General features: G+C 64.9%; 15 protein-coding genes. 10 read left to right on the top strand and 5 right to left on the bottom strand.

Going from position 1 to position 25,717, the window contains the following annotated elements:
• Window positions 1–56 precede the first annotated feature (56 nt).
• Both ACVMIM_RS19360 and ACVMIM_RS19355 read left to right on the top strand, forming a co-directional pair.
• Entirely contained in the window at window positions 57–1,697 is a 1,641-nt protein-coding gene (locus ACVMIM_RS19360; RefSeq protein ID WP_476113947.1) for an ABC transporter substrate-binding protein, read from the top strand.
• A gap of 133 nt (window positions 1,698–1,830) precedes the next feature.
• Window positions 1,831–3,507, top strand: coding sequence for a hypothetical protein (locus ACVMIM_RS19355; RefSeq protein WP_476113945.1), 1,677 nt, complete (start codon window positions 1,831–1,833; stop codon window positions 3,505–3,507).
• A 33-nt stretch (window positions 3,508–3,540) separates the two neighbouring features.
• On the opposite strand, the gene ACVMIM_RS19350 is transcribed toward ACVMIM_RS19355, so the two are convergent.
• The gene (locus tag ACVMIM_RS19350; RefSeq protein ID WP_476113944.1) at window positions 3,541–4,404 is read right to left on the bottom strand and encodes a DUF7847 domain-containing protein; all 864 of its coding nucleotides are present in this window, start codon (window positions 4,402–4,404) and stop codon (window positions 3,541–3,543) included.
• Window positions 4,405–4,548: 144 nt separating this feature from the next.
• Here ACVMIM_RS19350 and ACVMIM_RS19345 point away from each other — a divergent pair, with 144 nt between their 5' ends.
• The 6 genes from ACVMIM_RS19345 to ACVMIM_RS19320 are packed head-to-tail and all read left to right on the top strand — an operon-like array spanning window position 4,549 to window position 10,508.
• The gene (locus ACVMIM_RS19345; protein ID WP_476113942.1) at window positions 4,549–5,175 is read left to right on the top strand and encodes a DUF4129 domain-containing protein; all 627 of its coding nucleotides are present in this window, start codon (window positions 4,549–4,551) and stop codon (window positions 5,173–5,175) included.
• Entirely contained in the window at window positions 5,172–6,386 is a 1,215-nt protein-coding gene (locus ACVMIM_RS19340) for a DUF4350 domain-containing protein (RefSeq protein ID WP_476113941.1), read from the top strand. Before ACVMIM_RS19345 ends, ACVMIM_RS19340 begins: the two co-directional genes overlap by 4 nt.
• On the top strand, window positions 6,373–7,329 hold the full coding sequence (locus ACVMIM_RS19335; protein WP_476113939.1) for an AAA family ATPase: 957 nt from the start codon (window positions 6,373–6,375) through the stop codon (window positions 7,327–7,329). The genes ACVMIM_RS19340 and ACVMIM_RS19335 overlap by 14 nt, the downstream gene beginning before the upstream one ends.
• Window positions 7,326–8,630, top strand: coding sequence for a DUF58 domain-containing protein (locus ACVMIM_RS19330; RefSeq protein ID WP_476113937.1), 1,305 nt, complete (start codon window positions 7,326–7,328; stop codon window positions 8,628–8,630). Before ACVMIM_RS19335 ends, ACVMIM_RS19330 begins: the two co-directional genes overlap by 4 nt.
• Window positions 8,627–9,643: a stage II sporulation protein M gene (locus tag ACVMIM_RS19325; protein WP_476113936.1), complete on the top strand. Its 1,017-nt coding sequence runs from the start codon at window positions 8,627–8,629 to the stop codon at window positions 9,641–9,643. Before ACVMIM_RS19330 ends, ACVMIM_RS19325 begins: the two co-directional genes overlap by 4 nt.
• Window positions 9,630–10,508, top strand: coding sequence for an RDD family protein (locus ACVMIM_RS19320; RefSeq protein ID WP_476113935.1), 879 nt, complete (start codon window positions 9,630–9,632; stop codon window positions 10,506–10,508). The genes ACVMIM_RS19325 and ACVMIM_RS19320 overlap by 14 nt, the downstream gene beginning before the upstream one ends.
• 15 nt (window positions 10,509–10,523) lie before the next feature.
• Here the strand turns inward: ACVMIM_RS19320 and ACVMIM_RS19315 are convergent, their stop codons facing one another.
• A complete protein-coding gene (locus tag ACVMIM_RS19315) occupies window positions 10,524–11,210 on the bottom strand; it encodes a D-lyxose/D-mannose family sugar isomerase (RefSeq protein WP_476113933.1) in 687 nt (228 codons plus the stop codon).
• Between the two features lie 189 nt (window positions 11,211–11,399).
• Between ACVMIM_RS19315 and ACVMIM_RS19310 the strand changes: the two genes are divergently transcribed.
• Both ACVMIM_RS19310 and ACVMIM_RS19305 read left to right on the top strand, forming a co-directional pair.
• The gene (locus ACVMIM_RS19310; RefSeq protein ID WP_476113932.1) at window positions 11,400–12,458 is read left to right on the top strand and encodes a D-TA family PLP-dependent enzyme; all 1,059 of its coding nucleotides are present in this window, start codon (window positions 11,400–11,402) and stop codon (window positions 12,456–12,458) included.
• Between the two features lie 253 nt (window positions 12,459–12,711).
• On the top strand, window positions 12,712–13,638 hold the full coding sequence (locus ACVMIM_RS19305) for an IS110 family RNA-guided transposase (RefSeq protein ID WP_476111376.1): 927 nt from the start codon (window positions 12,712–12,714) through the stop codon (window positions 13,636–13,638).
• 203 nt (window positions 13,639–13,841) lie between these two features.
• On the opposite strand, the gene ACVMIM_RS19300 is transcribed toward ACVMIM_RS19305, so the two are convergent.
• From ACVMIM_RS19300 to ACVMIM_RS19290, 3 genes are all read right to left on the bottom strand, one after another.
• On the bottom strand, window positions 13,842–14,600 hold the full coding sequence (locus ACVMIM_RS19300; protein WP_476113931.1) for a heme ABC transporter permease: 759 nt from the start codon (window positions 14,598–14,600) through the stop codon (window positions 13,842–13,844).
• A 207-nt stretch (window positions 14,601–14,807) separates the two neighbouring features.
• The gene (locus ACVMIM_RS19295; protein WP_041000932.1) at window positions 14,808–16,577 is read right to left on the bottom strand and encodes a glucan ABC transporter ATP-binding protein/ permease; all 1,770 of its coding nucleotides are present in this window, start codon (window positions 16,575–16,577) and stop codon (window positions 14,808–14,810) included.
• Between the two features lie 375 nt (window positions 16,578–16,952).
• Complete coding sequence (locus ACVMIM_RS19290; RefSeq protein WP_476113929.1) at window positions 16,953–25,532, bottom strand: glycoside hydrolase family 94 protein; 8,580 nt, start codon at window positions 25,530–25,532, stop codon at window positions 16,953–16,955.
• Window positions 25,533–25,717 lie beyond the last annotated feature (185 nt).

Here is a 25,717-nt window from a genome sequence, read left to right as displayed (position 1 = left end):
CTTGCCCCAACAGACCGCCGCGCGGGCAACGCGCGCCAACAACAGAGGGAACGACGATGAAATTCATGCTGACCGACAGAAAACTTCATCCGCGTGCCAAGCCGATCGCGGACGATTTCAAGAAAGGCGCAATCAGCCGGCGCGAATATCTGGCTTTGATGGCCGGCTTCGGCGTCAGCGCCGCCGGCGCGATGGCGTTGGGCGGGATTGCTCCCTCACCTGCCCGTGCCGCCGAGCCCAAAAAGGGCGGCGTGCTGCGCGTGGCGATGAATGTCAAGGGCTTCAAGGATCCGCGCACCTTCGACGGCGTCGAGATGTCGAATGTCGCGCGCCAGTGCAACGAATATCTGGTGCGCTGGAACACCGACTTCTCCTTCGAACCCTGGCTCTTGGAAAGCTGGGAAACCAGCGACGACGCCAAGACGATCACGCTCAATGTTCGCAAAGGCATCACATGGTCGAACGGCGACATTTTCAACGCCGACGACGTGATCCACAACCTCAACCGCTGGTGTGATGCCGCGGTCGCCGGCAATTCGGTCGCGGCGCGCATGGGCGCGCTGGTCAATGCGGATACCAAGAAGCCGGTCGATGGCGGCATCCAGAAGGTCGACGACTACACCGTCAAGCTCAACCTGCCCAAGCCCGACATCTCGCTGATCGCCGGCATGGCCGACTATCCGGCGCTGATCATGCACCGCTCCTATGAGGGCGACGCCGACCCGAAGAAGGCTTTGGCCATCACCACCGGCCCTTGCGAGCTGGTGAGTTGGGACGCCGAGACCGGCGCCGAAGTGAAACGTAAGGACAAGCCCTGGTGGAAGGGCGAGTTCTATCTCGACGGCATCAAATGGGTCGACTACGGCTCCGACCCCAACGCCATGCTGTCGGCCTTCGAATCCGGTGAGATCGACACGGACCACGAAACCGCGTCGGATGCCGTGTCGCAGACCGAACAGATGGGCCTGCAGAATTCTGAGATCGCCACCGGCTCGACCATCGTCGCACGCTTCAATGTCTCCAACGCACCCTATGACGACGTCAAGGTGCGCCGCGCGGCCCAGCTTGCCGTCGACAATGCGGCGGTGCTGAAGCTCGGGATCGACGGCCGTGGCAAACCCGCCGACAACCACCATGTCGGCCCCATGCATCCCGAATTCGCCGATATCGGCCCTGCGGTGCGCGATGTCGAACAGGCGAAGAAGCTGATGGCGGAATCCGGCAAGGCCGGCCACGAATATGAGCTGATCTCGGTCGATGTCGAATGGCAAAAGAGCACAGCGGACGCGATCGCGGCGCAAATCCGCGAGGCAGGCTTCAAGATCAAGCGCACTGTGCTGCCGGCCGCGACCTTCTGGAACGACTGGGCCAAGTTCCCCTATTCCTGCACCGAGTGGCTCGGCCGCCCGCTCGGCGTGCAGGTGCTGGCGCTGGCCTACAAGTCGGGCGGCGCCTGGAACGAAAGCGCCTATTCGAACAAGGAGTTCGACGAGCTTCTCGACAGGGCGCTGGCAACGCCGGACGCCGCCCAGCGCAAGGAGATCATGGCCAAGCTCGAGACCAATTTGCGGGACTCCGGCATCATCGTCCAGCCCTACTGGCGCTCGGTCTACCGCACCTATCGCAAAGGCGTGCAGGGCTGCGAACAGCACCAGGCGCTCGAGCAGCATTTCGAAAAAGTCTGGTTGGAGTCCTGATCCTCCCCGAGACCGAGCGGCCGGCGCGATCTTCCCGTCGCGTCGGCCGTTTGCCGTTTGCCAAGCGATCGCCTTTCAGCTCAGATTGCGCCGGCCGGCTCCCGCCGGCGCGGAATGCGAGAAACAGCAAGGCATGGATCACTTCGACCTCGGCACCTATCGCCGCCCCATTTCGACAGCCTTAGCGGAAACGCAGCGCTGGTTCGATATCGGGCTGAACTGGTGCTACGGTTTCAACCACGAGGAAGGCATCAAGTGCTTCGAGAAGGCGCTCGAGACCGATCCGGCTTGCGCCTTCGTGCATTGGGGCATCGCCTATGCCACTGGGCCTTTCTACAATCTGACCTGGAAGGAGCACGGGAAGGCCGAGGCTGATCATGTCGCCAAGCACTGCTTCGAGCATGTGCGGCTGGCGCAAGCCAATGCGGCAGGCGCCAGCCCTATCGAGCGGCGGCTGATCGATGCGCTCAGCGCCCGCTTCCAGCAGCCGCATGCGGTGACCGCCGCCGATTTCGAAAAATGGGAGGACGCCTATGCCGCCGCGATGCGGCAGGTCTATCGCGACTATCCCGATGATCATGATGTGATGGTGCTGACCGTCGAGGCGTTGATGATGCGCACGGCGCGGCGCTTGTGGAACCTCAAGACCGGCGCGCCGGCGCCGGATTCCGATGTGATCGAGGCGCTGGAGATCTGCGAACGCTCGATCCGGCTGTCGGACGAGGCAGGAGCCGCGCCGCATCCGGCAGCGCTGCATCTCCACATCCATCTGCTAGAAATGTCGACGCAGCCCGAGCGCGGCATGCGCTCGGCGGAGCGGCTGGGCACGATGTGCCCGGATGCCGGCCACATGAACCACATGCCAGGGCATATTTACGTGCTTTGCGGCGAGTATGAGAAGGCGAAGCTCGCCAGCGAGAAGGCGGTGCGCGCCAACGACCGCTACCTCGCCTATGCCGGCGAGCCGACCTATTACCTGCTCGGCTGCTGCCACGACCTGCATCTGATGATGTTCACCTGCATGTTCCTCGGCCAATACCGCCCGGCGCTGTGGGCCGCGAACAAAGTGCGCAGCCTGGTGACGCGCGACGTCGTCAGCATCCCCGAGCGGCCGAAGCTGACGCAGACGGTCGAGGGCTATCATGCCATGAAATCGCATGTTCAGGTGCGCTTCGGACGCTGGCGCGAGATCATCGACGAGCCGATGAATGGTGAGCCCGACCTCTATGTGGTGACCACCGCGCTGCAGCACTACGCCAAGGGTGTGGCGCATGCGACGCTGCGCGCCTTCGCTTCCGCCGAACGCGAGCGCGATCTATTTAGCCGGCAAATCGAAAGCATTCCGCCGGAGCGCCGCTTCCTCAGCAACCCGACAAAAGCCTCGCTCGCGGTGGGCGCAGCACTTCTCGACGGCGAGCTCGCCTACCACCAGGGGCGGCACGAAGGGGCCTACGGGCACCTGCGCCGCGCGGTCGAGCTCGACGACAATCTCTCTTATACCGAGCCATGGGCCTGGATGCACCCGCCGCGCCACGCGCTCGCGGCGCTTTTGCTCGACCAGGGCCACGCGGCCGAGGCCGAGCAGGTCTATCGCGACGATCTGGGCCTGAGCGGCGCCGTACAGCGCTGCGCCCAGCACCCGGACAATGTCTGGGCGCTGCACGGGCTGGTCGAATGCCTCAAGCGTCGCAGCGAGAAAGACGAAATGCCGGGACTGCAGGCGAAGCTTACCGCGGCGCTGACCAAGGCGGATGTGGCGATAACCTCATCGTGCCTGTGCCGCACGAGTGTGGACCATTGTTGTCATTAGCATGCCATCCGGGCCAGAGAGGGGGCGCTACCGCTACGAGAAGATCTCCGCCAGTTCGTCAACACTGGTGCCTTCCTTGACCCGGCGCAGTTCAACATAAGTCACCGCGATAGCCACCGAAAATACGGTTGAGAAGATGCTGGAGACAAGGCTGCTCCCAACAGCTCCAACCACGGCTCCCACGGGGGAGATACCACCGGCCGAAGCGACCGTGAGCCCGAATATCAAAGAGAAGCCGACCTGGATGACCATCGCTATTATGCCGATCGCCAGGAACAATCCGAAAATCGACCAGCGACTACCCTTGGTCAACGCCCGGCTGCGCGCGATCGAGCCGAACACGCCCTGTTTCTCCTGAACCACGACTGGCAGCGCAACCGAAATGCTGAGCACCCAAATCGCGGCGGCAATGAAGATCGCAAGTCCAATGAGCCAACCCAGGAAGGGAATGAGCGATCCGAAAAGCGCCATCACGCCGCCGGCCAGCACCATTGCGAAAAAGGCTATGATACCGATCCCAATCGCCGGCAAGAAGCTGCGCAACGCTACCTGTATGCAGTCGCCGATCGCCGGACGCTTGCCGTTCAGATCCTCGACCGTTGCCCGAACCAGCGCTGCCTGCGCAAGCAAGGCCAGCACGAAAATCACCAGGGCCGCGATCATCGAGGTGATTCCGTAGTTCGCCAGGGCTGCCTGTTCCAGACCGGCAGCGCCCCCTGCTCCGAAGCTGGCGATCCGACTGAAGTTCCAAAAGTTATAGATCAACGCCGGCAAAGCCGTGAAAAGGCCCACGACCATTGCGAGCGAGCCAAAGCTGCGAGCAATGACTGAGAACGTATTGCTGAACACCCGGCCGATGCTGAACTTTTCCAGCCTGCCGCTTGCAATCGATGCCATGCTACATTTCCCCCTTTAATTGATATGCAAAACTCGAAAAGTATAAATCACTAACAATGGTAGTTCCGGTTGGGCCCGCTTGCAATTGTCATGGCGTATTGCCAGTGTCGGGCCCGAACCGCAGGTTGCAGGGGGAACGAGCGGGTGACGGCCGCAGGGACGGAAGATGCCGGACGGCTGGCGCAGTTGCACAAGCAGCTGCTCGCCGACGATTCGATCCAGTTCGGGCTGCCGACCTATGTGCAACCCGAGCCGCCGGAGTGGCTGAAGCCGGTTCTGGAAGGCCTGGCCAAGCTCGGTCCCTATATGATCTATCTGTTCTGGGGCGCGGTGATCATCGGCGTCGCGATCATTGCTTTCCTGCTTTTCCTGGAGGCCAAAGGCATCGCTTGGCGCCTGCCCTGGCGACGCAAGCGTCCGGAGACCGAAGCGAAGGAGCAATGGCGCCCGGATGCCGGCGCGGCCCAGATCCTGCTCTCCGAGGCCGATGCGCTTGCCGCGCGCGGCGAGTATGACGAGGCGGTGCATCTTCTGCTGCGCCGCAGCGTCGCCGACATCGCCACGCGGCTGCCCGATTTCCTGCGCCCGTCGCTCACCGCGCGCGATATCGCCGCCGCGGAGTCGATCCCCACCCGGCCCCGCGCCGCCTTCAGCGAGATCGCCCGCATCGTCGAGGCAGCCTTGTTCGCCCGCCGACCGGTCGGCGCCGAAGGCTGGCGACAGGCGCGCGGCGCCTATGAGCGTTTCGCCTTCCGGGATGCCTGGACATGAGCGCGCAACCCGCCGAGGCGACCGAGGCGCCGTTCAGCCGCAAAACCCTGTTCTGGGGCATTTTTGCCAGCCTGCTGGCGGCGGCGGGGTTTTTCCTTTTGTCCACCTATGCCCCCGATTTTCGCGAGCCCGCAGGCGGCGGCACGCCGTTTTCGAAGGGGGGCACCGGTTATGCCGGGCTTGTCGAATGGCTGAAGCTGACCAATGGACAGGCGCCGCCGATGGAACGCGGCGAGAAGGACCTCGCATCGCCGCTGGCCTCGACCTTCCTGCTCGTCGTCACCATCGCGCCGGGCAGCGACCCGGCTGCGCTAGATCGGCTCATCAAGGCACGCTCGGGCAAGGACACGCTGTTCGTCCTGCCGAAATGGCAGACCTTCCCCCTGCTGGGGCACGATGGCTGGGAGACGAAGATCGAGCGGCTGCCCAACAGCGTCGTCAACGACTGGCTCGGCCGCATTGCCAAGGCGAAGCTCGGCGAGGCAAAGAACACGCTCTCGCGGATCAATATCGCCGGCCGCATGGTGCCCGCGCCGGACGAGCTGCAATGGGTGGCGGATGACCACCCACTGATCGCGGCGGGCGACGGCAGGGCGATCCTGACTGAGCTCGACGACGAGCCCTTCTACATCCTCACCGATCCCGATTTCATCAACAATGCCGGGCTGAAGGATAAGCAGACGGCGGCGGCCGCGCTCGACATGATCGCCATGATCGAGCCTGCCAAGGGCGCGGTCATGTTCGACCTGACGCTGCATGGCGTCGGCCAGAAATACGATCTCGCCAAGCTCTTGGTCGAACCGCCCTTCCTGGCGCTGACGCTGTCGGTGCTGGTGGCGGCCGTGCTCGCCTTCCTACACGGGCTCGGCCGCTTCGGTCCGCCGCGCGCCGAGGGGCGCGCCATCGCCTTCGGCAAGCGGGCGCTGGTCGACACCACGGCGATGCTGTTGAAACGCGCCGGGCGGCTGCAAGGGCTCGGCCGCCGATACGCAGCGCTGATGCGGCAGCGCGCCGCCGCGCTGCTTGGCGCGCCGCACGGGCTGCAGGGCGAGGCGCTCGACCGCTGGCTCGATTGCCGCGACGAGGGTGAAGCACACGGCTTCACCGCGCGGTTGAAGGCAATGAACGATTCCTACAGTTTGGCCGGAATGCATGAAGCAGCGGAACAGCTGCATGACTGGACAGCAAGGAGGCTCGGTGAACGTCGATGAAGTGAAGACCCTGGCGAACGCGATCAGGGAAGAAGTGGCGAAAGCGATCACCGGACAGCGCGACACGGTCGACCTGATGCTGACGGCGCTGTTTGCCGGCGGACATATCCTGCTCGAAGGCCCGCCCGGCACGGCCAAGACCATGACGGCGCGCTGCTTCGCACAGGCGCTGGGCGTCGCCTATGGCCGCATCCAGTTCACGCCCGATTTGATGCCAGGCGATATCGTCGGCGCCAACATCTACAATTTCCAGACCGGGCAGTTCACGCTGACGCGCGGCCCGATCTTCTGCGATCTTTTGCTCGCTGACGAAATCAACCGCACGCCGCCGAAGACGCAGGCCGCCCTGCTCGAGGCCATGCAGGAGCACGCCGTCACCTTCGACGGCACCACGCATTCGCTCGGCCGGAACTTCATGGTGGTGGCGACGCAGAACCCGATCGAGCATCAAGGCGTCTATCCGCTGCCCGAAGCGCAGCTCGACCGTTTCCTGTTCAAGCATCGGGTGAGCTATCCGGACCTCAAGGAGGAGCGCGCGATCATCATCCATCACGGCGGCGGCTCGGCCTCGCACGATATCGAGCAATACGGCATCAAGGCGCGCACCGACCGCAAGACGCTGGAGGCTGCACTTGCCACGGTCGGCGATGTCACGCTGGTCGACGATGTCGTCGGCTATATCGCGGCGCTTGTGCGCGGCACCCGCGAAAGCCCTGACCTGGAGGTGGGAGCCAGCCCGCGCGCGGGCGCCATGCTGGCGCGCGCCGCACGCGCCAGGGCGGCGCTCGACGGCCGCAACTATGTCATTCCGGACGACGTCAAGGTGCTGGCCGTGCCGGCGCTGCGCCACCGCGTCGTTCTCTCGCCTGCCGCGCAGATCGACGGGCGGCTGGTCGAGCAGATCGTGTCCGACTTGGTCGACCATACGGAAGCGCCGCGTTGATCTATCCGAGCGGGCGAGCGGTCTGGGCAGCGGCGGCAGGGGCGGTCCCCGCCTTCCTGATCGCGCTTGCGCTACCGCATATCTGGTATCTCGGTCTGCTTTGGATCTGCGCGCTGCTGGCCTTCCTAGCGGTGGACGCGGCCGCGGGCAGAGGCCGCGCCGCGCTCGACGCCACGCTGACGGCGCCGCCACAGGTCGGCATCGGCGGGCGATTCACGCTGCACATCGCGGCCGGGGTTGGCGCAAAGCTGCGGCGCCTGCAGGCGCGTGTCGGGCATGACCAGCGGCTGCAGCCGGTCGCGGGCACCGGCGGCGCGCTGCCGGCCAATGGCGGCACGCTCGACCTCGAATTCGAGGCGATCCGCCGCGGCGTCGGCAGCTTCGACCGGCTGTGGCTGCGCTGGCAGGGCCCGTTCGGACTGGTGTGGAACCAAGTCATATTGCCGGTCGACCGCAAGGTCGCGGTGCTGCCCAATGTCAACAGCGCGCGCGACGAGGCGATCACGCTTCTGCAGCGCTCGGCCCTCGCCGACGGCCATGCGCAGAAGCGCGCCGGCCAGGGCCGCGAGTTCGAGGCGCTGAAGGATTACCAGCCCGGCATGGGCCGGCGCATGATCGACTGGAAGCGCAGCGCCCGCCACGGCAAGTTGCTCGCGCGCGAGTTCCGGATCGAGGAGAACAACAACATCGTTCTTGCCATCGATAGCGGCCGCTTGATGTGCGAGCCGGTCGACGGCGTGCCGAAAGTCGATCGCGCGGTGACGGCAGCGCTTCTGTCGGCCTTCATCGCGCTCAAGGGCGGCGACCTCGTCAGCCTGTTCTCCTTCGACGCCAGGCCGCGCGTCTCCAGTGGCGCGGTGCGCGGCTCGCCGAGCTTCACCATGATCCAGAAGCGCGCAGCCGAGATCGACTATTCGACCGAGGAGACGAACTTCACCTTGGCGCTGACCACGCTTTCGGCCAAGCTCGACCGGCGCTCGCTGGTCATCGTCTTCACCGATTTCGTCGATCCGATCAGCGCCGAGCTGATGCTGCGCACCGTGGGCCGGCTGACCGAGCGGCATCTGGTGCTGTTCATGCTAATGAGGGACGTCGAGTTGGAGACCCTGGCGGACATGGCGCCGGCGGCGCCCGAGGATATCGCCCGCTCCGTCACCGCCGGCGACCTCTTGCGGCAGCGGCAGGTGGTGATCGGCAGGTTGAGGCTGCTCGGCGCGCATGTCATCGAGGCCGACCATCAGCGGCTCGGTCCGGCGCTGGTCGAGCGCTATATCCAGCTCAAGGAGGAGAACCTTCTATGACGCTGCCCGCCGCCACCGACGCGGTTCGCCAGTCGCTCGCCAGCTTCCGCCAGGAGCGCGAGGCTGACTGGAAAGCGTTCGAGGCGCTGCTCGCACGCGTCGAGAAGCGCGCGCCGCGCGCGCTGTCGGAAGACGAGCTGCTGTCGCTGCCACTGCTCTACCGTTCGGCGTTGTCGTCGCTTTCGGTGGCGCGCGCGACCTCGCTCGACAGCGCGCTGATCGCCTATCTCGAGGCGCTCTGCCTCCGCGGCTATTTCTATCTTTACGGCGCGCGGCGATCCTTGAGGACGCGCATCGGCGACTTCTTCCTGCACGACTGGCCGGCCGCGATCCGCGATCTGTGGCGCGAGGTGTGGACTTCGGTCGCGCTCACAGTCATCGGTGCGATTGCCGGCTATTGGCTGGTCGCTTCGGACAAGCGCTGGTACGACGCCATCATCGCGCCGAGCCTGGCCGGCGGGCGCAACCCCGATTCCTCGGCCGAGGCGCTGCGCAGCGTGCTCTACGGCGGCGGCGACCATTTCCTGTCGGGGTTCGCCGCCTATCTTTTCACCCACAACACGCAGGTCTCTATTCTGGCCTTCGCGCTGGGTTTTGCATTCGCCGTGCCGAGCGTGCTCATCATCCTGATGAATGGCTGCATGCTGGGGGCCATTTTCCAGATCTATGCCGCCAAGGGGCTGGGCTTCGAGCTCGGGGGATGGCTTTCGATCCATGGCACGACGGAGCTGTTCGCCATCGCCATCGCGGGCGCTGCCGGCATGCGCATCGGCACCAGCATCGCCTTCCCCAGCGAGCTGACCCGCATGGCGGCCGCGGCGCGAGCCGGACGCGTTGCGGCGACCGCCATGGTCGGCGTCACGGTGATGCTGCTTTTCGCCGGGCTGTTGGAAGGCATCGGCCGGCAGACGATAACCAGCGACATCGCCCGTTACTCGATTGGGAGCGGCATGCTGGCCTTATGGCTCTGTTATTTCTACCTGTTCCGGATGGTGCGGCATGGCGACCGCTAGGACAGCGAAGATCAAAGACCCGGCAGCGCTGGTCCGTCCGCTGGTCACGCCGGAAGGCGTCGACCTCAGGGTCAAGCTGGCCGATGCCGGCACCCGCGCTTCCGGATTCCTGCTCGACGTGGTGATCATCGTCGTGGCGGCGATCGTGGTAAGCCTCGTCGCGCTGTTCGGCCTTGGCGGGCTTGGCGTGCAGGATGCCGAACCGCTGTTCATCGTCTGGATCATCTTCATCTTCTTCCTGCGCAACGTCTATTTCATCGCCTTCGAAGCGGGACGGCGGGCAGCCACGCCGGGCAAACGCATGATTGGCGTGAGGGTCGCGTCGCGCAACGGCGCCGGCCTGACACTCGACCAGGTCATCGCGCGCAACCTGATGCGCGAGATCGAAGTGTTCCTGCCGCTGTCGATCCTCGCCGCGCGTGCCAGCGCCGATGTCGCCGACACGCTGACGACCATCTTCGGCCTGGTCTGGGCGCTGCTCTTCTCGCTGTTTCCGCTGTTCAACCGCGATCGGTTGAGGATCGGCGACCTGCTCGCCGGCACCTGGGTGGTCGAGGCGCCGAAAGTGGCGCTGCTAGAGGATCTGTCGCGGCGCAGGGACCCCATCGCGGCGCGCTTCCAGTTCAGCCCCGCGCAGCTCGACGCCTACGGCATCGCCGAGCTGCAGAAGCTGGAGGAAGTGTTGCGCCGCGACGATTACTCCGCGCTGAAGGCGGTGGCGGAGACCATCGCCCGCAAGATCGGCGCCAGGGTCGAGCCGATCGATTCAAAGGCTTTCCTCACCGCCTATTACGGCGAGCTTCGCGCGCATCTGGAACGCAAGCTGCTGCTCGGGAACCGCAAGGCGGATAAGTACGCGCGGTAGCGAAGTGTCTCTCGCCTACCCCACCCACTTCTCGTAATCCGACACCAGCAGGTGCAGCGGCGCGACATCCTCGTCGATGTTGGAGAAGCGGCCGATCGGGTCACGGAAGACGTTGTCGGTGAGGTCGTCATTGACGGTCGACACCTCGCCGATCAGCACGTCCTTGCCCTCGGCCCAGAAGGCGTGCCAGACGCCGGGCATAAGCGTCACGCTCTGGCCGGGATCGAGCTTCAGCAAGCCGCCGGCCGGCAATCTGGTGATGGTGCCGTCGACCGGCACCGACACTTCGGCCTTCTGGTCGATGCCGCCGTCGCGGTCATGCATGAAGAGTTCCAGCACCAGCTTGCCGCCGCCGCGGTTGATGATGTCCTCGGCTTTGATGTTGTGGCGGTGCATGGGCGAGAGCTGGTCCTTGCGCGAGATCATGATTTTCTCGGCATAGAGCATGCCCATGCCGAGCTTCATGTCCTCGTAGCGGCCGTTGCGCACGGTGAACAGGAACAGGCCGAGCTCGTCGAACTTCTCCTGGCCGTAGTCGGTGATGTCCCAGCCGAGACGCGAGGTGAAGATGGCCGAGGAGTCCGCCTTATGCGCCTTCATCTCGTCCGGTGACCAATAGGCGAAGGGCGGCATGATATAGCCGAAGGAGCGGATGAAAGCGTCGGCTTCACGGATGATGTCGTTGATCTTGGAGCGCTTCATGGGTTCCTTCCTCCGGCAGCTGCCTGTGAAATCTGTCCTTCCGAATAGCCCAATGCCGGTCCGCTGTCGACGCAAACCGGCTGTTCTGGACCGTGACATCCGGCAGGATCGGGGCCATAAACCCTGTCAGTTTTTTTGAAGCGCATGTCCTTGTGCCGAAATCGGCAGACATGCTTGGACGGTGATCCCATGGCAAGCATAGACGACCTCGACACACCGGCGATCCTGATCGATGCGGCCCGAGCCGAAGCCAACATCAAAAAGGCGCAGGCGCATGCCGACGCGCATGGGTTGAAGCTCAGGCCACACATCAAAACGCACAAGCTGCCCTACTGGGCGAAGAAACAGGTCGCGGCTGGCGCCGTCGGCATCACCTGCCAGAAGATCGGCGAGGCCGAGGTGATGGCCGATGCCGGGCTTGAGGACATTTTCCTACCCTACAATATCCTTGGCCGCGCCAAGCTGGAGCGGCTGAAGGCGCTGCATGGGCGCGTGACGCTGTCGGTGACGGCGGACAGCCATCAGACATTGGAGGGGCTCGCCGCCACTTTCACCGACGCTGGCCATCCGCTGCAGGTGCTGGTCGAGTGCGACACCGGCATGGGCCGTTGCGGCGTGCAGAGCGCTGACGAGGCGCTGGCGCTGGCGAAGGTGATCGACCAGTCGAAGGGGCTCTCCTTCGGCGGGCTGATGACCTATCCTGCGGCGGGGCGCGCCGCCGAGGCGGACGCCTGGCTGAAGACCGCGCGCGATGCGCTTGCGGCGGCCGGCCTCGAATGCGAACGCATCTCCAGTGGCGGCACGCCGGACATGTGGCGCTCCGGCGCGGACAGCGTCGTTACCGAATACCGGCCCGGCACCTACATCTATCTCGACCGCTACCAGGTCGCCAAAGGCGTCGGCACGCTGGACGATTGCGCGCTGACCGTGCTCGCCACCGTCGTCAGCCACCCGACGAAAACGCGCGCTATCCTGGACAGCGGCAGCAAGGCGCTGTCTTCCGATACGCTCGGGCTGCCGGAGTTCGGCGAGCTGCTCGGCATGCCTGGCGCTCGCGTGACCGGCTTGAGCGAAGAGCATGGCAACGTCACGCTTGCCGACGGCGCCAGGCTGCGCATCGGCGAGCGCGTGCGCGTCGTGCCCGACCATTGCTGTGTGGTGACGAATTTATTCGACCAGGTGCATCTGATCGACGGCGACAAGGTGCTGGATACGCTGCCGGTGGCAGCAAGGGGACGAATGGGATAGTCGAGGGGTCAAGCACCCATGATCTTCGTCATCCACGGGCGGAGCAGGGAGCGAAGCGACGCGCGCAGACCCTAGGATCCTGTGTGTTGGTTTCGGTGTATGGTTGAAGTGGGAAGGAGACCGAGTGGATCCTGGTCGTCCTTTCGGACAGGCCGTGGCATGGCCCGGTCCCTTCCCACCGGTGAACCATCAACCTGAACAGTTGCACGGGGCTGTTCCAAGCAGACCCCGCACCACAGGAAGAGGCGTGGACATGATAATGCAGAACTATGTCGGCTGCGACATCTCAAAGCAGTGGCTGGACTTTTTTGATGAGACAAGCGGCCGTCTTCGGCGCATCGACAACCAGGCCGATGCGATCGCGGCCTATGTGGCGGGGCTTGATCCCAGTCGGGACTTCGTCGTCATGGAGGCGACGGGTGTCCATGACCGGCTGCTGCGCCATGCGCTGGCCAAGGCCGGCGTGCCGTTCTCGCGGCACAATCCGGCGCACACACACCATTATGCCAAGTCGACCAGACGGCGCGCCAAGACCGATCCGCTCGACGCCAGGATGCTGAGCGACTATGGCCGCCGCTACAACCCTGAGGCCGAGCCGGCGCCGCGCGAAGAAGTCGAGCAGCTTCAATCGCTTGCCGCTCATCGCGATCAACTGGTCGGGATGCGGGCAACGCTGAAGAAGCAACTCGGCGAGGCCTTCCAGGAGATCGTCATCACCAGCCTCAAAGGCCTGATCGCCGGCCTCGATGCACGCATCAAGGCGTTCGAGGGCCAGATCGCCGAAGTCATTCGTCAAGCCGAGGACGCCGCCCGCGATTACACGCTCATGGTCTCCGTGCCCGGCGTCTCCAAGGTCGGCGCATTCTCGCTGCTGGCGCTCCTGCCCGAGCTCGGCAAGCGCTCACCCAAGGCGATCGCCGCGCTCGTCGGCCTTGCCCCCTTCGACAACAAGAGCGGCAAGCTCACACGCAGGAGCCAGATCCAGGGCGGGCGATCACGCGTGCGCCGCGCCCTCTACATGGCAGCCCTAACGGCCATCAGAACCTGCGACCGGTTCAAAACCTTCTACACAGCGCTTGCTGCCCGGTCGGGCTCCAAGAAACTCGCCATCATCGCCGTCGCAAGGAAGCTCTTGGTCGTGCTCAACGCTATCATCAGAGACAAAACCGCATTCGCATGAACACAGTTGCCATTCCGTGACCTGGACCGCAAAGCGCTAGATTGCAGAATAGAATTGGGCATCAGGCGCCAAGAGTCCGACGGCTGCAAAGCGGAGTAGTAACGGAATGGATCCTGGGGTCTGCGCTCCGCTACACGTCGCTCCGCCCTAGGATGACGAAGGCGAAGGGGCTCGGCTAATCGCCGAGCCGGCGCTCGGAATCCCTAAGCCCTTTCAGCCTGCCTGGCCGCAACTCTCCGCATCGCCGTCACCCGGCGCCTGAAAATCTCCGTGCGCATCGCCATCAGGTGGAGCGCGAAGAACAGCACGGTGAAACCCAGCGCCATCACGGCCAGCGGCCACAGCATCGATGGGTCGATGGTCGGGCCGCCGAGGCGGAAGACGGATGCCGGCTGGTGCAGCGTGTTCCACCAGTCGACCGAGAATTTGATGATGGGGATGTTGATGAAGCCGACCAGCGTGATGATGGCCGCGGCCCAGGCCGCGCGGCCGGCATCGTCAAGCGCGCGGCTCAGCGCGATGATGCCGAGATACATCAGGAACAGCACGAAGACCGAGGTCAGCCGCGCATCCCACACCCACCAGGTGCCCCACATCGGCTTGCCCCAGATGGAGCCGGTGATCAGCGCCAACGCCGTGAAGGTGGCGCCGATCGGGGCCGCCGATTTCAGGGCCACGTCGGCCAGCGGATGACGCCAGACCAGCGTGCCCAGCGCCGAGATCGCCATGATCGTGTAGCACATCATGGCGAGCCAAGCGAAAGGCACGTGGATATACATGATGCGCACGGTGATGCCCTGCTGGAAATCCTCCGGCGCGGTGAAGCTCATATAGAGGCCGACGGCGAGCAGGATCGCCGCGGCCGCCGCCAGCCACGGAATGACCTTGTCGGCCAGCCCGACGAAGCGCGTCGGGTTGGCGAGATCGGTCCAGCCGGAAAAGCGTGAGGTGGTGTCGCTCATGCCGATCTAAATAGACCGGTGACGCGGCAGGAGCAATCGGGGGAGTGTCGCAGCCTTTCCTTCTCCCGGGTGGGAGAAGGTGGATCGGCGCGATAGCGCCGAGACGATGCTCCAGCGGAGTGAGGCGCTGGCGGTCCCTGGAGCACCCCTCATCCGTCGCCTTCGGCAACACCTTCTCCCACAAGAGAGAAGGTGGAGCTCTAAGGATCACGCCGCTTCCGTCACCGGACGGCTGAGGCGGCGGACTTCCTCGTCGTTGAGCAGGCCGCCGGCGCGCAGCAGGGCGGCGAAGCGGCCGTTGCGCAGCGACAGCTCGGTGAAGCCGCCCATCTCGACCACCCTGCCCTTATCCATGAAGACGACGAGGTCGGCGTCGCGGACCGTGGTCAGGCGATGGGCGATGATGAAGGTCGTGCGGTTGCGGCGCAGCTCGTCGATCGCGTCCTTGACGCGGTCCTCGGTCTCGACGTCGAGCGCGCTGGTCGCCTCGTCGAGCACCAGGATCGGCGCATCCTTGAGCACGGCGCGGGCGATGGCGATGCGCTGGCGCTCGCCGCCCGAGAGCTGGCCGCCGCGCTCGCCGACGACGGTGTCGTAGCCGCTGCTCTTCGACAGGATGAAGTCCTGCGCTGCGGCGGCATTGGCGGCGGCGTGCACCTCGTCATTGCTCGCATCGGCGCGGCCGACACGGATGTTGTCCTCGATCGAGCGGTTGAGCAGGCCGGCGTCCTGGAAGACGGTGGCGATCGAGTGGCGCAGCGACTTGCGGGTCACCGTGCGGGTGTCGATGCCGTCGATCAGGATACGGCCGTGGGACGGCGTGAAGACGCGCTGCAAGAGATTGATCAGCGTCGTCTTGCCGGCGCCGGTCGGGCCGACGATGGCGACCGTCTGGCCAGCCTGGACCTCGAAGGAGACATCCTCGATGCCGTGGCCGGAATTGGCGAACTCGAAGCTGACATCCTCGAAGCGGACATGACCAGTGACATTGGTCAATTCGCGCAGACCGTCCGGCTCGGCGGCTTCGGCAGCCGAATCCTCGAGGCTATAGAAGTCTTCGAGCTTGGCGCGCGCCTCGGAGATCTGGGTGGTGAAGGCCGACATCTGGTCGAGGCGGGCGATCAACATCCCGGCAAAGCCGGTAAAGGCGACGACATCGCCGACGCGAAGCTGACCGCGGGTGACGAGATAGGCGCCGATCGACAGCACGATCATCATCGAGATGGTCGACGACAGGCGGTTCAGCGCATTGGCGATCGCCCACCAGTCGAGCACCGGGTTCTGGGCGTCGAGCAGGTCCTTCACGTAGCGCTTCAGTGTCGCGGTCTCGTGGCCGATGCGGTTGTAGCTCTGCAGCACCGCAACGTTGCTGACGCTGTCGGTCACATGGGCAAAGACGGTGTGGTAGTGGCGTTCGACGGCGGTCTGCCCCGACTTGGTGCGGCGCATGACGATCCGGCCGATGCCGACGTAAAGCACGCCGAGGCCAAGCAGCACGACGGACATGCGGATGTCCATGGACAGCGCGGTCGGAACCAGCAGCACCAGCGCGATGGCCGTCGAGAGATGCACGCGCATGAATTCGAGCCAGAGGCTGAACAGGGTCTCGACCGCGCGCAGCAGCGTGTGCAGCGAATTGGACGTGCCGCGCTGGTGGTGCCAGGCAAGCGGCATGGTGATGACGCGCTCGAAGGATTGGCACAGCACTTCCGAGCGACGGGCATGGGCGAAGCGATCGGCGCCGCGCGCCACCAGCACGAAGGCGATCACGTTGAAGGCGCCGAGAGCGGCCCAGACGGCGAGCGTCGAAAACACCGCGCCTTTTTCGGAGATAGCACCGATCACCCGGCCCAACAGGATGGGCTCGAGAATCGCGATCGCCGCGAGCGCGATGTTGGCGCCGCAAATCAGCGCGACGCGCTTCTTGTCGGCCGCCAGATAACCCAGCGCTCTAAAGTAGATCTGCAGAAGTGACACTTCAGCTACTCCGCCAAACTCTTGTCTGTGCTCAATGCCCGAATTGTGCACCGCACCATTCTTTGACACGTATCGGTTAACGTGTCGCGAAACAATGCGTCGTCTATCCCTTCCGTTCCCATTTAGCGAACAAAAGATGACGACGGTACGAAATCTGACGTGATCACCTAACGGTTTGAGATAAAAGGTGAAATGTCAGGCTTGCGGCAAAATAATGGCACTTGCCTCGCGCTGCCACATTTTTGATCACAAGCTGCTTGCTTAGCCTGCCCTAAAGGAAGGCGCGCGATCGGGCGCGAGGGCCTTGCCAAGTAAAAAAGTGCGATCGGCCGCACACCCCGAGGGATGCGCGGCCGACGAGCCAAACCTTTGATTTTACGCAGGTATCCTGACGACGACCTCAGTCTTGCCGCCGGCTATCGGCTCGAAAGAGGCCGATTTTTTCTTCGAACCATCGACTTCTAGCGAGATCGACTTGGTCTTTTTGTCGCGGATGACGCGAAGCTTGATCTCGCCGCCGAACATCTTGAGCGTCGCGGCGTAGCCGTCCCAGTGTCCCGGCAGCTTCGGCCTAAACGTGATCTCCTTGCCGCGCCGCTCGATGCCGAGGATGCCTTCCACCGCGGCGCGGTAAAGCCAGCCGGCCGAGCCCGTGTACCAGGTCCAGCCGCCGCGGCCGCCCTTGCCTTCGCCGGCATAGATGTCGGCGGCCACGACATAGGGCTCGACGCGGTAGTGCTCGGCCGCCGCCTCGTCCGAGGCGTGGTTGACCGGGTTCAGCATCGAGAAGCAGCGATAGGCCTCGTCGGTGCGGCCCATTTCTGCCAGCGCGATCACGAACCAGGTCGCGGCATGTGTGTACTGGCCGCCATTTTCGCGCACGCCCGGCGGATAGCTCTTGATATAGCCCGGATCCTTGTCGCTGTTCGAGAAGGGCGGCGTGAACAGCTTCACGATCTTGAGCTCGTCATCGACCAGCATATTGGTCGCCTGTTCCATGGCCGTGGTCGAGCGCGCCGGATCGCCCTCGCCCGACAGCACGCTCCAGGACTGGGCGATCGAGTCGATCTTGCATTCCTCCGAATGGTGCGATCCGAGCGGCGTGCCGTCGTCGAAACTGCCGCGCCGGTACCACTGGCCGTCCCAGGCCGTGCTTTCCAGCGCCCGCTTCAGCACGTCCGCGTGCTTGGTCCAGGCCTGCACCCGTTTGGTGTCGCCCTGCCCCTTGGCGACAGGCGCAAAGTCGGTGAGCGTCTTCAAGAGGAACCAGCCCAGCCACACGCTCTCGCCCTTGCCGCCCTCGCCGACGCGGTTCATGCCGTCGTTCCAGTCGCCGCCGAGGATAAGCGGCAGGCCGGCAGGACTGCTGCGCTTGATCGCCAGATCGAGCGCCCGCGCGCAATGGTCATAGAGCGGCGCGGTGTTCTTGGTGATCTCCGGCGTGAAGAAGGCGTCGTGCTCGCCCTCGCCGAGCTGCTGCCCGTCGATGAAGGGCAACTGCTCCTTGAGGATGCCGGCATCACCCGTCACCTCAATGTAGCGGGCCGTCGCATGAGCCAGCCAGACGATGTCGTCCGAGATCATGGTGCGCACGCCGGCATCGGTGCGCGGCAGCCACCAGTGCTGCACATCGCCTTCCGGAAACTGCCGGCGCGCGGCATTGAGGATCTGGTCGCGCGCCAGCTTCGGGTCATGCGCCAGAAGAGCGAGCGTGTCCTGCAACTGGTCGCGGAAGCCGAAGGCGCCGCTCGCCTGGTAGAAGGCCGAGCGGGCGCGGATACGGCAGGCCAGGCTCTGGTAAGGCAGCCAGTGGTTGACCATGGCGTTCATCGCCTCGTCCGGCGTCTCGACCTGAATGGTGTCGAGGAAGCCGCGCCAGGTCTTTTCGTTGTCGGCCAGGCGCTGATCGAAATCCTTGCCGCCATGAGTCTGCGCCAGTGCGCTCGCCTCGGCGGGCGTGGCCGCGTCGCCGAGCAGCCAGATCAGCGTGACGTCGCCGCTGGCCGGGATATCGATGTCGCTGGCGAGCACGGCGCAAGGATCGTCGCCCGCCTCGATACGGCCGGAGAGCGCAAGCCCGCCGAGCACGGCCTGCGGATATTCGGTCGTACCGTGCCTGCCGATGAACTCGCTGCGGTCGGCGGTCACCGAATGAACGGGATGACTTGCCGCCAGGAAGGCGACGCGCTCGCCGAAGTCGAGCCCATAGGGATTCTGCGCCAGCATGGCGCCGGTCGCAGCGTCGCGGGAGGGCACGATGGTCGCCGCGGTGCGCGAGCGGTGGCCGCCCAGCACCCATTCGGCATAGGCGTAAATGCGCAGCCGCGCCGGCGCCGGCCCGGCATTCTGGATGCGCAACCGCGTGATCTTCACCGGATCGGCCGGATCGACCACCTGCGTCAGGTCCATCGAAAGCGGCCCGCGCTTCGAGCGGAAGGTCGAAAAGCCCTGGCCATGCCAGGTCTCATAGGTCATCGATGGATCGCGCACCATCGCGGCCATCGGCGAGAAAGCCTTGCCGCTCAATTGATCGAAAATATAGAAGCCTTCGCCCGGCCGGTTCGACACCGGGTCGTTCGACCACGGCGTCAGCTGGTAGTCGCGGCTGTTGCGGCTCCAGGTGAAACCGGCACCTTCCGCCGAGACGTGGAAGCCGAAGGAGGCGTTGGAGATGACGTTGATCCAGGGCTGCGGCGTGCAGCGGCGTCCGGTCAGCCGCGTCACATAGTGGCGGCCGTCGCCGTCAAAGCCGCCAAAGCCGTTCCACAGGCTGAGGCCGCTGCCGTCGGCGGCGATATCGTCTCCGCCCTGGCTCGCCGGCACCGGCAAGGGCAGCGGCGGAACAGGTTCGCGCGGTGAACCGCCCTCCGCCTGCAGCAAGGCGTCGCGCGCCTGGAGCGCCGCCGTCTCGGCGCGTTCGAGCTGATCGAAGATGGTGCCGTTACGGGTGTGCAGGACGACGCGTGCGACCGACAGCAAGGTCTTGTAGGTCGGCTCGTCCATCAGGTCGCGACGCACCGCGAAGATGTGCTGGCGAGGCCCGAGTTCGCGGCCGCGCAGGCGGCTGTTCTCGCACAGCGTCTCCACGGCGCGCTGCAGGTCCTGCACATAGGACGAGGCCTGCTCGTTGACGACGACGAAGTCGATCATCATGCCCCGCGCACGCATATATTCCTGAAAGCGCAGCGCCTGGGCGACGATCTCGAGATCGGCGACGTCGCCGATGCGCACGAGGAAGATCGGAAAATCGCCGGAGATGCTGGTCGGCCACAGGCTCGACTGGCGGCCTAGGCCCGAGGCGATGGATTCCGCCGGCAGGCGCAGGAACGGATCGGGATAGATCAGGTAGCGGGCCAGCTTCTGCACATTGGCGGCATCGGTGAGGCTCAAGCCCAGATGGCGCGTCTGCACCTGGCTGCGCGTCCAGGCCAGCATGGCCTGGCGGGCGAAGCTCTCCTGGTGGTCGAGGCGGGCGATCGCCTCGTCGAGGTCGCCGCGATTGGCGCCGACGGCGGTCCAGAAGGTCAGCGATATCTTCTTGTTGGCCGGCACGCGCACCTGGCGGCGCAATGCCGCCACCGGGTCGAGCGTAAAACCCTGGCTGCCGGAAAGCCTGACGCCGGGGTCGAAGGCGATGGCATCGGCGATGGTGCGGCCACGGCCGATGAAGGCGCGGCGGTCGGTCTCGGCCTCGGCGTCGCGCGACGGGCCCGACGGGTCGGTGACGAAATGCACCATCGTGAGGTCGGGATCGTTCTTGTCGCGCTTGCGCCGCGTGGCGAAGATCGCGCTGTTGTTCGGCGCGATCTCGGTCTCGACGAACATCTTGGAGAACGCCGGATGAGCGTTGTCCGAGGCTTCGTTCCCAAGCACCAGCTCGGCGAAGGACGTCACCTCGATATGCCGGTCGGCCGGGCCGTCATTATAAAGGGTAATACGGCGGCCTTCGCCATTGCCCTCGGAAATGACGATGCATTCGACCTCGGACCGCAGCGAGCCGACCGATTTGGTGAAGCTCGCCTTGTCGTCGGCAAACAGTGTCTGGACGCGTTCGCCCTCGATACGCTTCGGCTCGGCGGTGGCCGACCACCAGTCGCCGGTCGCGGTGTCGCGCAGGAAAATATAAGAGCCGAGGCGATCCTCGCTCGGATCCGGCTGCCAGCGGGTAATCGCAAGCTCGCCGAAGCGGCTGTAGCCCGAGCCGGTCGCGGTGACCATGACCGAATAGCGGCCGTTCGACATGACGTTGGTCGCCCGCAGCGCCTTGATCGGGTCGAGGATGATTCGGCTGTCGGGGCTCTCAGCCTCGGTCTCGTCCTTGGATCGCTCGTCGGCCTCCGTCCTGACGGTTGCGGTCGGAATGTCGCGCGGCGCCTTCTCCTGCAACAGAAGCTCGGCCGACTCGATGACCGGGTCGCTGTGGAAACGCTCGCGCAGCCTGCCCTCGAAAATGGCGTCGGCCACCGCCGCGATCGACATGCCGGAATGGTGCGCCATGTAGTTCTGCACCACGGCATGGTCGCTGCCTTCGGGCACGCGCTGCGGCGTGAAATCGACCGCGTCGTAGAAGCCGTGGCGGCCAAGCGCGCCGATCGAGCGCAGCCGCTGCAGGTTCTGCACCGCCGCGCGCGGGCTGAACTGCGCGGCGAGGATCGTCGCGTAAGGCGCAATCACGGTGTTCTGGCCGAGGCCGCGCTTGAGGCCAAGGCCGGGCACACCGAAATTGGTGTATTGATAGGTGAGCTCGCGGTCGCGGGCGTTGTAGGCCGCCTCCGAAATGCCCCAGGGCACGTTCTTGGAGCGCGCATACTGGATCTGGCGCTTGATGATGAGCTTGCTGGTCTGGTTGAGGATCGAGCCCTGCGGCTCCTTCATCACCAGCGGCGGCATCAGATACTCGAACATCGAGCCCGACCAGGACATTAGCGCGCCCTGGAAGCCGATCTCGACGATCGGCCGTCCCAGACGGAACCAGTGCTCGGTCGGCAGGTCGCCCTTGGCGATGGCGAACAGGCTGGTGAGCCGCGCCTCGGAAGCGAGAAGGTCGTAGCAGCTCTCATCAAGCTGGCGCTCCTCGACCCGGTAGCCGATCGAGAGCAGCTTGCGCTCCTGGCGCATCAGGAAAGAGAAATCCATCTCGAAGGCATAGCGGCGGCAGCGCTCGCGCAGAGCCAGCAGCTTGGCGCGCAAGGCGGCGACGGCGCTCTCGTCATTGTGCGAATCGTGCACATGCGCCTCGCAGGTCGCGTCCAGCCTGGCCGCCCAGTCGGCGATGACATCGCTTTTCGGCGAGGCCGCCTCGGTATGGATGGCGGTGGCGAGCTTACGGATCTCGCCGGCGAGCACGGCAAGGTTGATGGTGCGGATAGACGCCATCTCGGGCTGCGCCTTGATGGTTGCAACCGCGCGGCGCATGCCGTCGAGGCGGTCGGCCAAGCGCCGGCGCAGCGGCCGCAGCTGCCGGCGGTCGTCCGGCAGCTCGTCCAGGCTTTCGTCGAGGATGGTGACGGTGTCGATGATGCCTTCGAAGTCGCCCTGGAGATGCACGGACGGCGCTTCGGCCCATTCGGCGCAGGAGGCGGCAACGGCGACCAGATGTCCGGCGAGATTGCCGCTGTCGACCGCGGAGATGTAGAGCGGATAGAGCGGCTTCAGCGTCGTCGTGTCGTACCAGTTGTAGAGGTGGCCGCGTTCGCGCGGCATGTTCTCGATCGTTGTCATCGTGGCGTCGATGCGGGTGATGGCGTCCGACAGGCTGATCCAGCCGAAATCGCGCGCCGACACCACCGAAAGCAGATAGACGCCGATATTGGTCGGCGAGGTGCGCGGCGCCACCACCGGCGCCGGGCTTTCCTGGAAATTGTCCGGCGGCAGGTGATGGTGCTCCGGCGTGACGAAGGTCTCGAAATAATGCCAGGTGCGGCGCGCGAAGGTACGCAGCGCGTGGATGTCGGCGGTCGAGATGCGCAGCCTGTCCTCGGTTTCGGCCGAACGGCTGATCCAGCATGCGACGGCGGGCGAAGCGATCCAGAAGATGGCGAAGAAGAAGGCCACGAAGGCGCCGGTGGAATCGGCGAGCACCGGAATGGCGAGGCCGACGACGCCGACGATCACCGCGCCATACATCATGCCGTAATAGGCGCCGAGGTCGTTCCCGCCCTTGGCTGCCTGCGAAGCGGTGCGCCATTCGAGCAGGTTCTGCCGGCTGACGAAGAGGCGGTAGATGGTGCGGATGATCGCATCGCCCATCATCCAGGCGAGGTGCGCCATCAAAAGCACTTTCAACGCCACAAGCGCGGTGCCGAAGACGGTGTCGCGCGCCAAAGCGGAGAAGTGGCCGCGCGGCGTCTGGTCGCCGCTCTTCGGCAGGATGCCGTTCACGATGTCAAAGGTCGGCGCCATGAACAGGCTGAGGATGAGAAGCGCCTGCCACTGCGCCGCCTGGGTGAAGGGCAGCAGCGTCCAGCCGGCGACGCAGGCCATGACCCAGAAGATCGGGGTGACCGAGCGGCGCAGATTGTCGACCATCTTCCAGCGCGACAGCGCGGGCACGCCGGAGCGCGGGTCGAAGATATAGCCGAGCAACTGCCAGTCGCCGCGCGCCCAGCGATGGTGGCGCGAGGCGTCGACCGAGTAGCGCGTCGGATAGTCCTCGACCAGCTCGACGTCGGTGACCAAAGCCGCGCGCGCGAGCGCGCCTTCGAGCAGATCGTGGCTGAGGATGGTGTTTTCGTCGATGCGGTTCTTCAGCGCCGCCTCGAAGGCGTCGACATGGTAGAGGCCCTTGCCGGTGAAGGACCCGTCGCCGAAGACGTCCTGGTAGACATCGGAAACCGCGAACACATAGGGGTCGAGGCCGCGATTGGCCGAGAAGACGCGCTGGAAGAAGGAGGCATCGTCGCCACTAGTGAGCGAAGCGGTGATCCGCGGCTGCAGGATGGTGTAGCCGGCCGTGACGACGCGCTTCACCGGATCGAAATGGGGCCGGTTGAGGGGATGGGCGAGCTTGCCAACCAGGCTAGAAACCGCATCGCGCGTGGTGCGCGTGTCGGCGTCGAGCGTCATCACGTAGACGACCTTTTCCGGCAGCGGCACGTCGAGCGGCAGGAAGGTGGTGTCGCTGTCGCCACGCAGCAAGAGGTTCAACTCGTGCAGCTTGCCGCGCTTGCGCTCCCACCCCATCCAGCAGCCCTGCGCCTGGTTGTAGAGCCGGCGGCGATGCAGGAGATAAAAGCGCGGCGAGCCTTCTGACGGATAGCGCGCGTTGAGCCTGGCGATCTCGTCGCGAGCATATTGCAGGATCTCGATGTCGGCGGCGTCGATCTCGGTCTTGGAATCCGGCCAGTCGGACAAAAGCGCGAAATGGATCTCTTGCGCCGTGTTGGCGAGGTGGTGCACCTCGATGTTGCGGATGTTTTCCTCGACATCGTCGCGCGAGCCGATCAGCGAGGGCACGACGACCAGCGTACGCGCCTCGGCCGGGATGCCGTGCTTGTTGTAGTCGTAGCCGACAAGCCGGGTCGGCTTCAGGAACAGCGCCACCACTGTGTTGAAGAAGGCCAGCGCGCCTTCGCTGGCCGGCACCGCGAACAGCGCCAGCATCAGCGTGATTGATTCCACCGACAGGCCGAGATTGGCGAGCGCCCTGCCGGACAGGACCAGCAGCAGCACCGTCAACAGGAAGACCGGCATGACGATCCCCAGCCAGCCTGCGCTGGCAAAGCCTCGCTTGAAGGTCACATTGAAAGGCGGTCGGTAGCCGATCGCCTTTTCCAGTTCCTGCCGGCGCGGGCCGACGAGGAAGAAGCCGACATCGGTATGCACATCCGGATCCGTCGTCTCCGGCAGACCGGATGCATCGGTGAGCCCGGGCGTGTGGCCGGCAAGCTCGATGGCCTTTTCGGCGACGCGGTATTCGGAGAGACGGGAGCGGCGCGCCAGCTGTTCGATCGCGGTGCGGTACTGGTCACGCGAGAAGAAATCGAGGTCGGCGAAATCGGTCTTTTCACGCAGCAGCGTGTCGATGCGGCTGACGCCTTCGAACCAGACCGTCCAGTCGACGTCGTTGATGAGGCGCAGCCCGCGGATGATGTTGCCGGTGGTGACGTTGCCCGAGGACAGCGTCTGATGCTCGGAGATGATGATCTCCTCGGCGTCGGAGCCGGTCTTTTCGAGCTCGCCTTCCAGCCATTCCAGCGCGCGGCCTGCGTTCTGCGACCCGTCGCGCAGGCGGTAGAGCAGCTGGGTGGCGAAAGTGGTGTCCTGCGCATGCGCGCTGTAGTTGGACAGAATCCTGGTGCGGTCGGCATTGTCGTCGGTCGCCAGAACGCGGTCGGCGACCTCGTTGGCGGTCTGGCGCATCTGCCTGGTGCGCTCGACGCGCACGGCGATGCGGCGCAGGTTCTCGATCAGCACGAAGCGCAGCAGCGAAGGCAGCGCCCAGAGCTCGCCGATCTTCATCGGCTCGACCGACTGGAACCCCTCGACGATCGCCTTGAACATGGTGGCCGAGACGGAGCTGTCGGAATGCTCGACATAGCTCCAGGCAACGACGAAGGCGCGTGGCAGCACGGTGCCATCGCTGAGTGTCAGCGTCGGCAGCTGCCGGTAGAAGCGGCGCGGCAAGTCGCGCTTGACCTGGAAGATGGTCTCCTCGACCAGGTAATTGTTGTCGAGCAGCCATTGCGCGGCCGGCGTGATGGTCTCGCCCTTGGCCTGGGCGGCATTGGTCGAGCGGTAGACTTCGAGAATCTTCTTGGCGCTATCGCGAATGCGGGCCTGGAATTCGAACGGGGCGAGGCCGAACAATTCCTTGATCTCGCCCTTGGCGAGCGCGACGCCCAAGGCGCGCAGCCGGTCCTCAGGCAGGAAATTGGAGCGTATCGGCGCTTCCGGCACCCTCGGGAAGCCGGCGCTCGTCTGTTCGATGTTGTTCGGATTAGTCTGAATGTTCATTGAAAATTCCGTAAGCGGGCGCAATGCGGCGTCACCGCCACGGCAATGCCCCTAAAACCGGTCCAATTGCAATTGGTTGCATGACTGATCGGCCGAAAGTTTGTTTTGCGCACCACGACAGGGGCGTGCCCTTTCGACAGCTCGTGGGCGAATGCCCCTCGCTCTCCGCCCCGGTTGGATCAGGG

It is taken from the genome of Mesorhizobium sp. USDA 4413 (genome assembly GCF_056280365.1).
This window is presented reverse-complemented; position numbering and strand designations above follow the sequence as displayed.

Bases quoted from the DNA above. Each gene is read 5' to 3' on its own strand.
- ACVMIM_RS19340 (WP_476113941.1), top strand. From the start codon at position 5,172: ATGAGCGCGCAACCCGCCGAGGCGACCGAGGCGCCGTTCAGCCGCAAA.
- ACVMIM_RS19310 (WP_476113932.1), top strand. From the start codon at position 11,400: ATGGCAAGCATAGACGACCTCGACACACCGGCGATCCTGATCGATGCG.
- ACVMIM_RS19355 (WP_476113945.1), top strand. From the start codon at position 1,831: ATGGATCACTTCGACCTCGGCACCTATCGCCGCCCCATTTCGACAGCC.
- ACVMIM_RS19305 (WP_476111376.1), top strand. From the start codon at position 12,712: ATGATAATGCAGAACTATGTCGGCTGCGACATCTCAAAGCAGTGGCTG.
- ACVMIM_RS19290 (WP_476113929.1), bottom strand. From the start codon at position 25,532: ATGAACATTCAGACTAATCCGAACAACATCGAACAGACGAGCGCCGGC.
- ACVMIM_RS19350 (WP_476113944.1), bottom strand. From the start codon at position 4,404: ATGGCATCGATTGCAAGCGGCAGGCTGGAAAAGTTCAGCATCGGCCGG.
- ACVMIM_RS19315 (WP_476113933.1), bottom strand. From the start codon at position 11,210: ATGAAGCGCTCCAAGATCAACGACATCATCCGTGAAGCCGACGCTTTC.
- ACVMIM_RS19320 (WP_476113935.1), top strand. From the start codon at position 9,630: ATGGCGACCGCTAGGACAGCGAAGATCAAAGACCCGGCAGCGCTGGTC.
- ACVMIM_RS19300 (WP_476113931.1), bottom strand. From the start codon at position 14,600: ATGAGCGACACCACCTCACGCTTTTCCGGCTGGACCGATCTCGCCAAC.
- ACVMIM_RS19360 (WP_476113947.1), top strand. From the start codon at position 57: ATGAAATTCATGCTGACCGACAGAAAACTTCATCCGCGTGCCAAGCCG.
- ACVMIM_RS19325 (WP_476113936.1), top strand. From the start codon at position 8,627: ATGACGCTGCCCGCCGCCACCGACGCGGTTCGCCAGTCGCTCGCCAGC.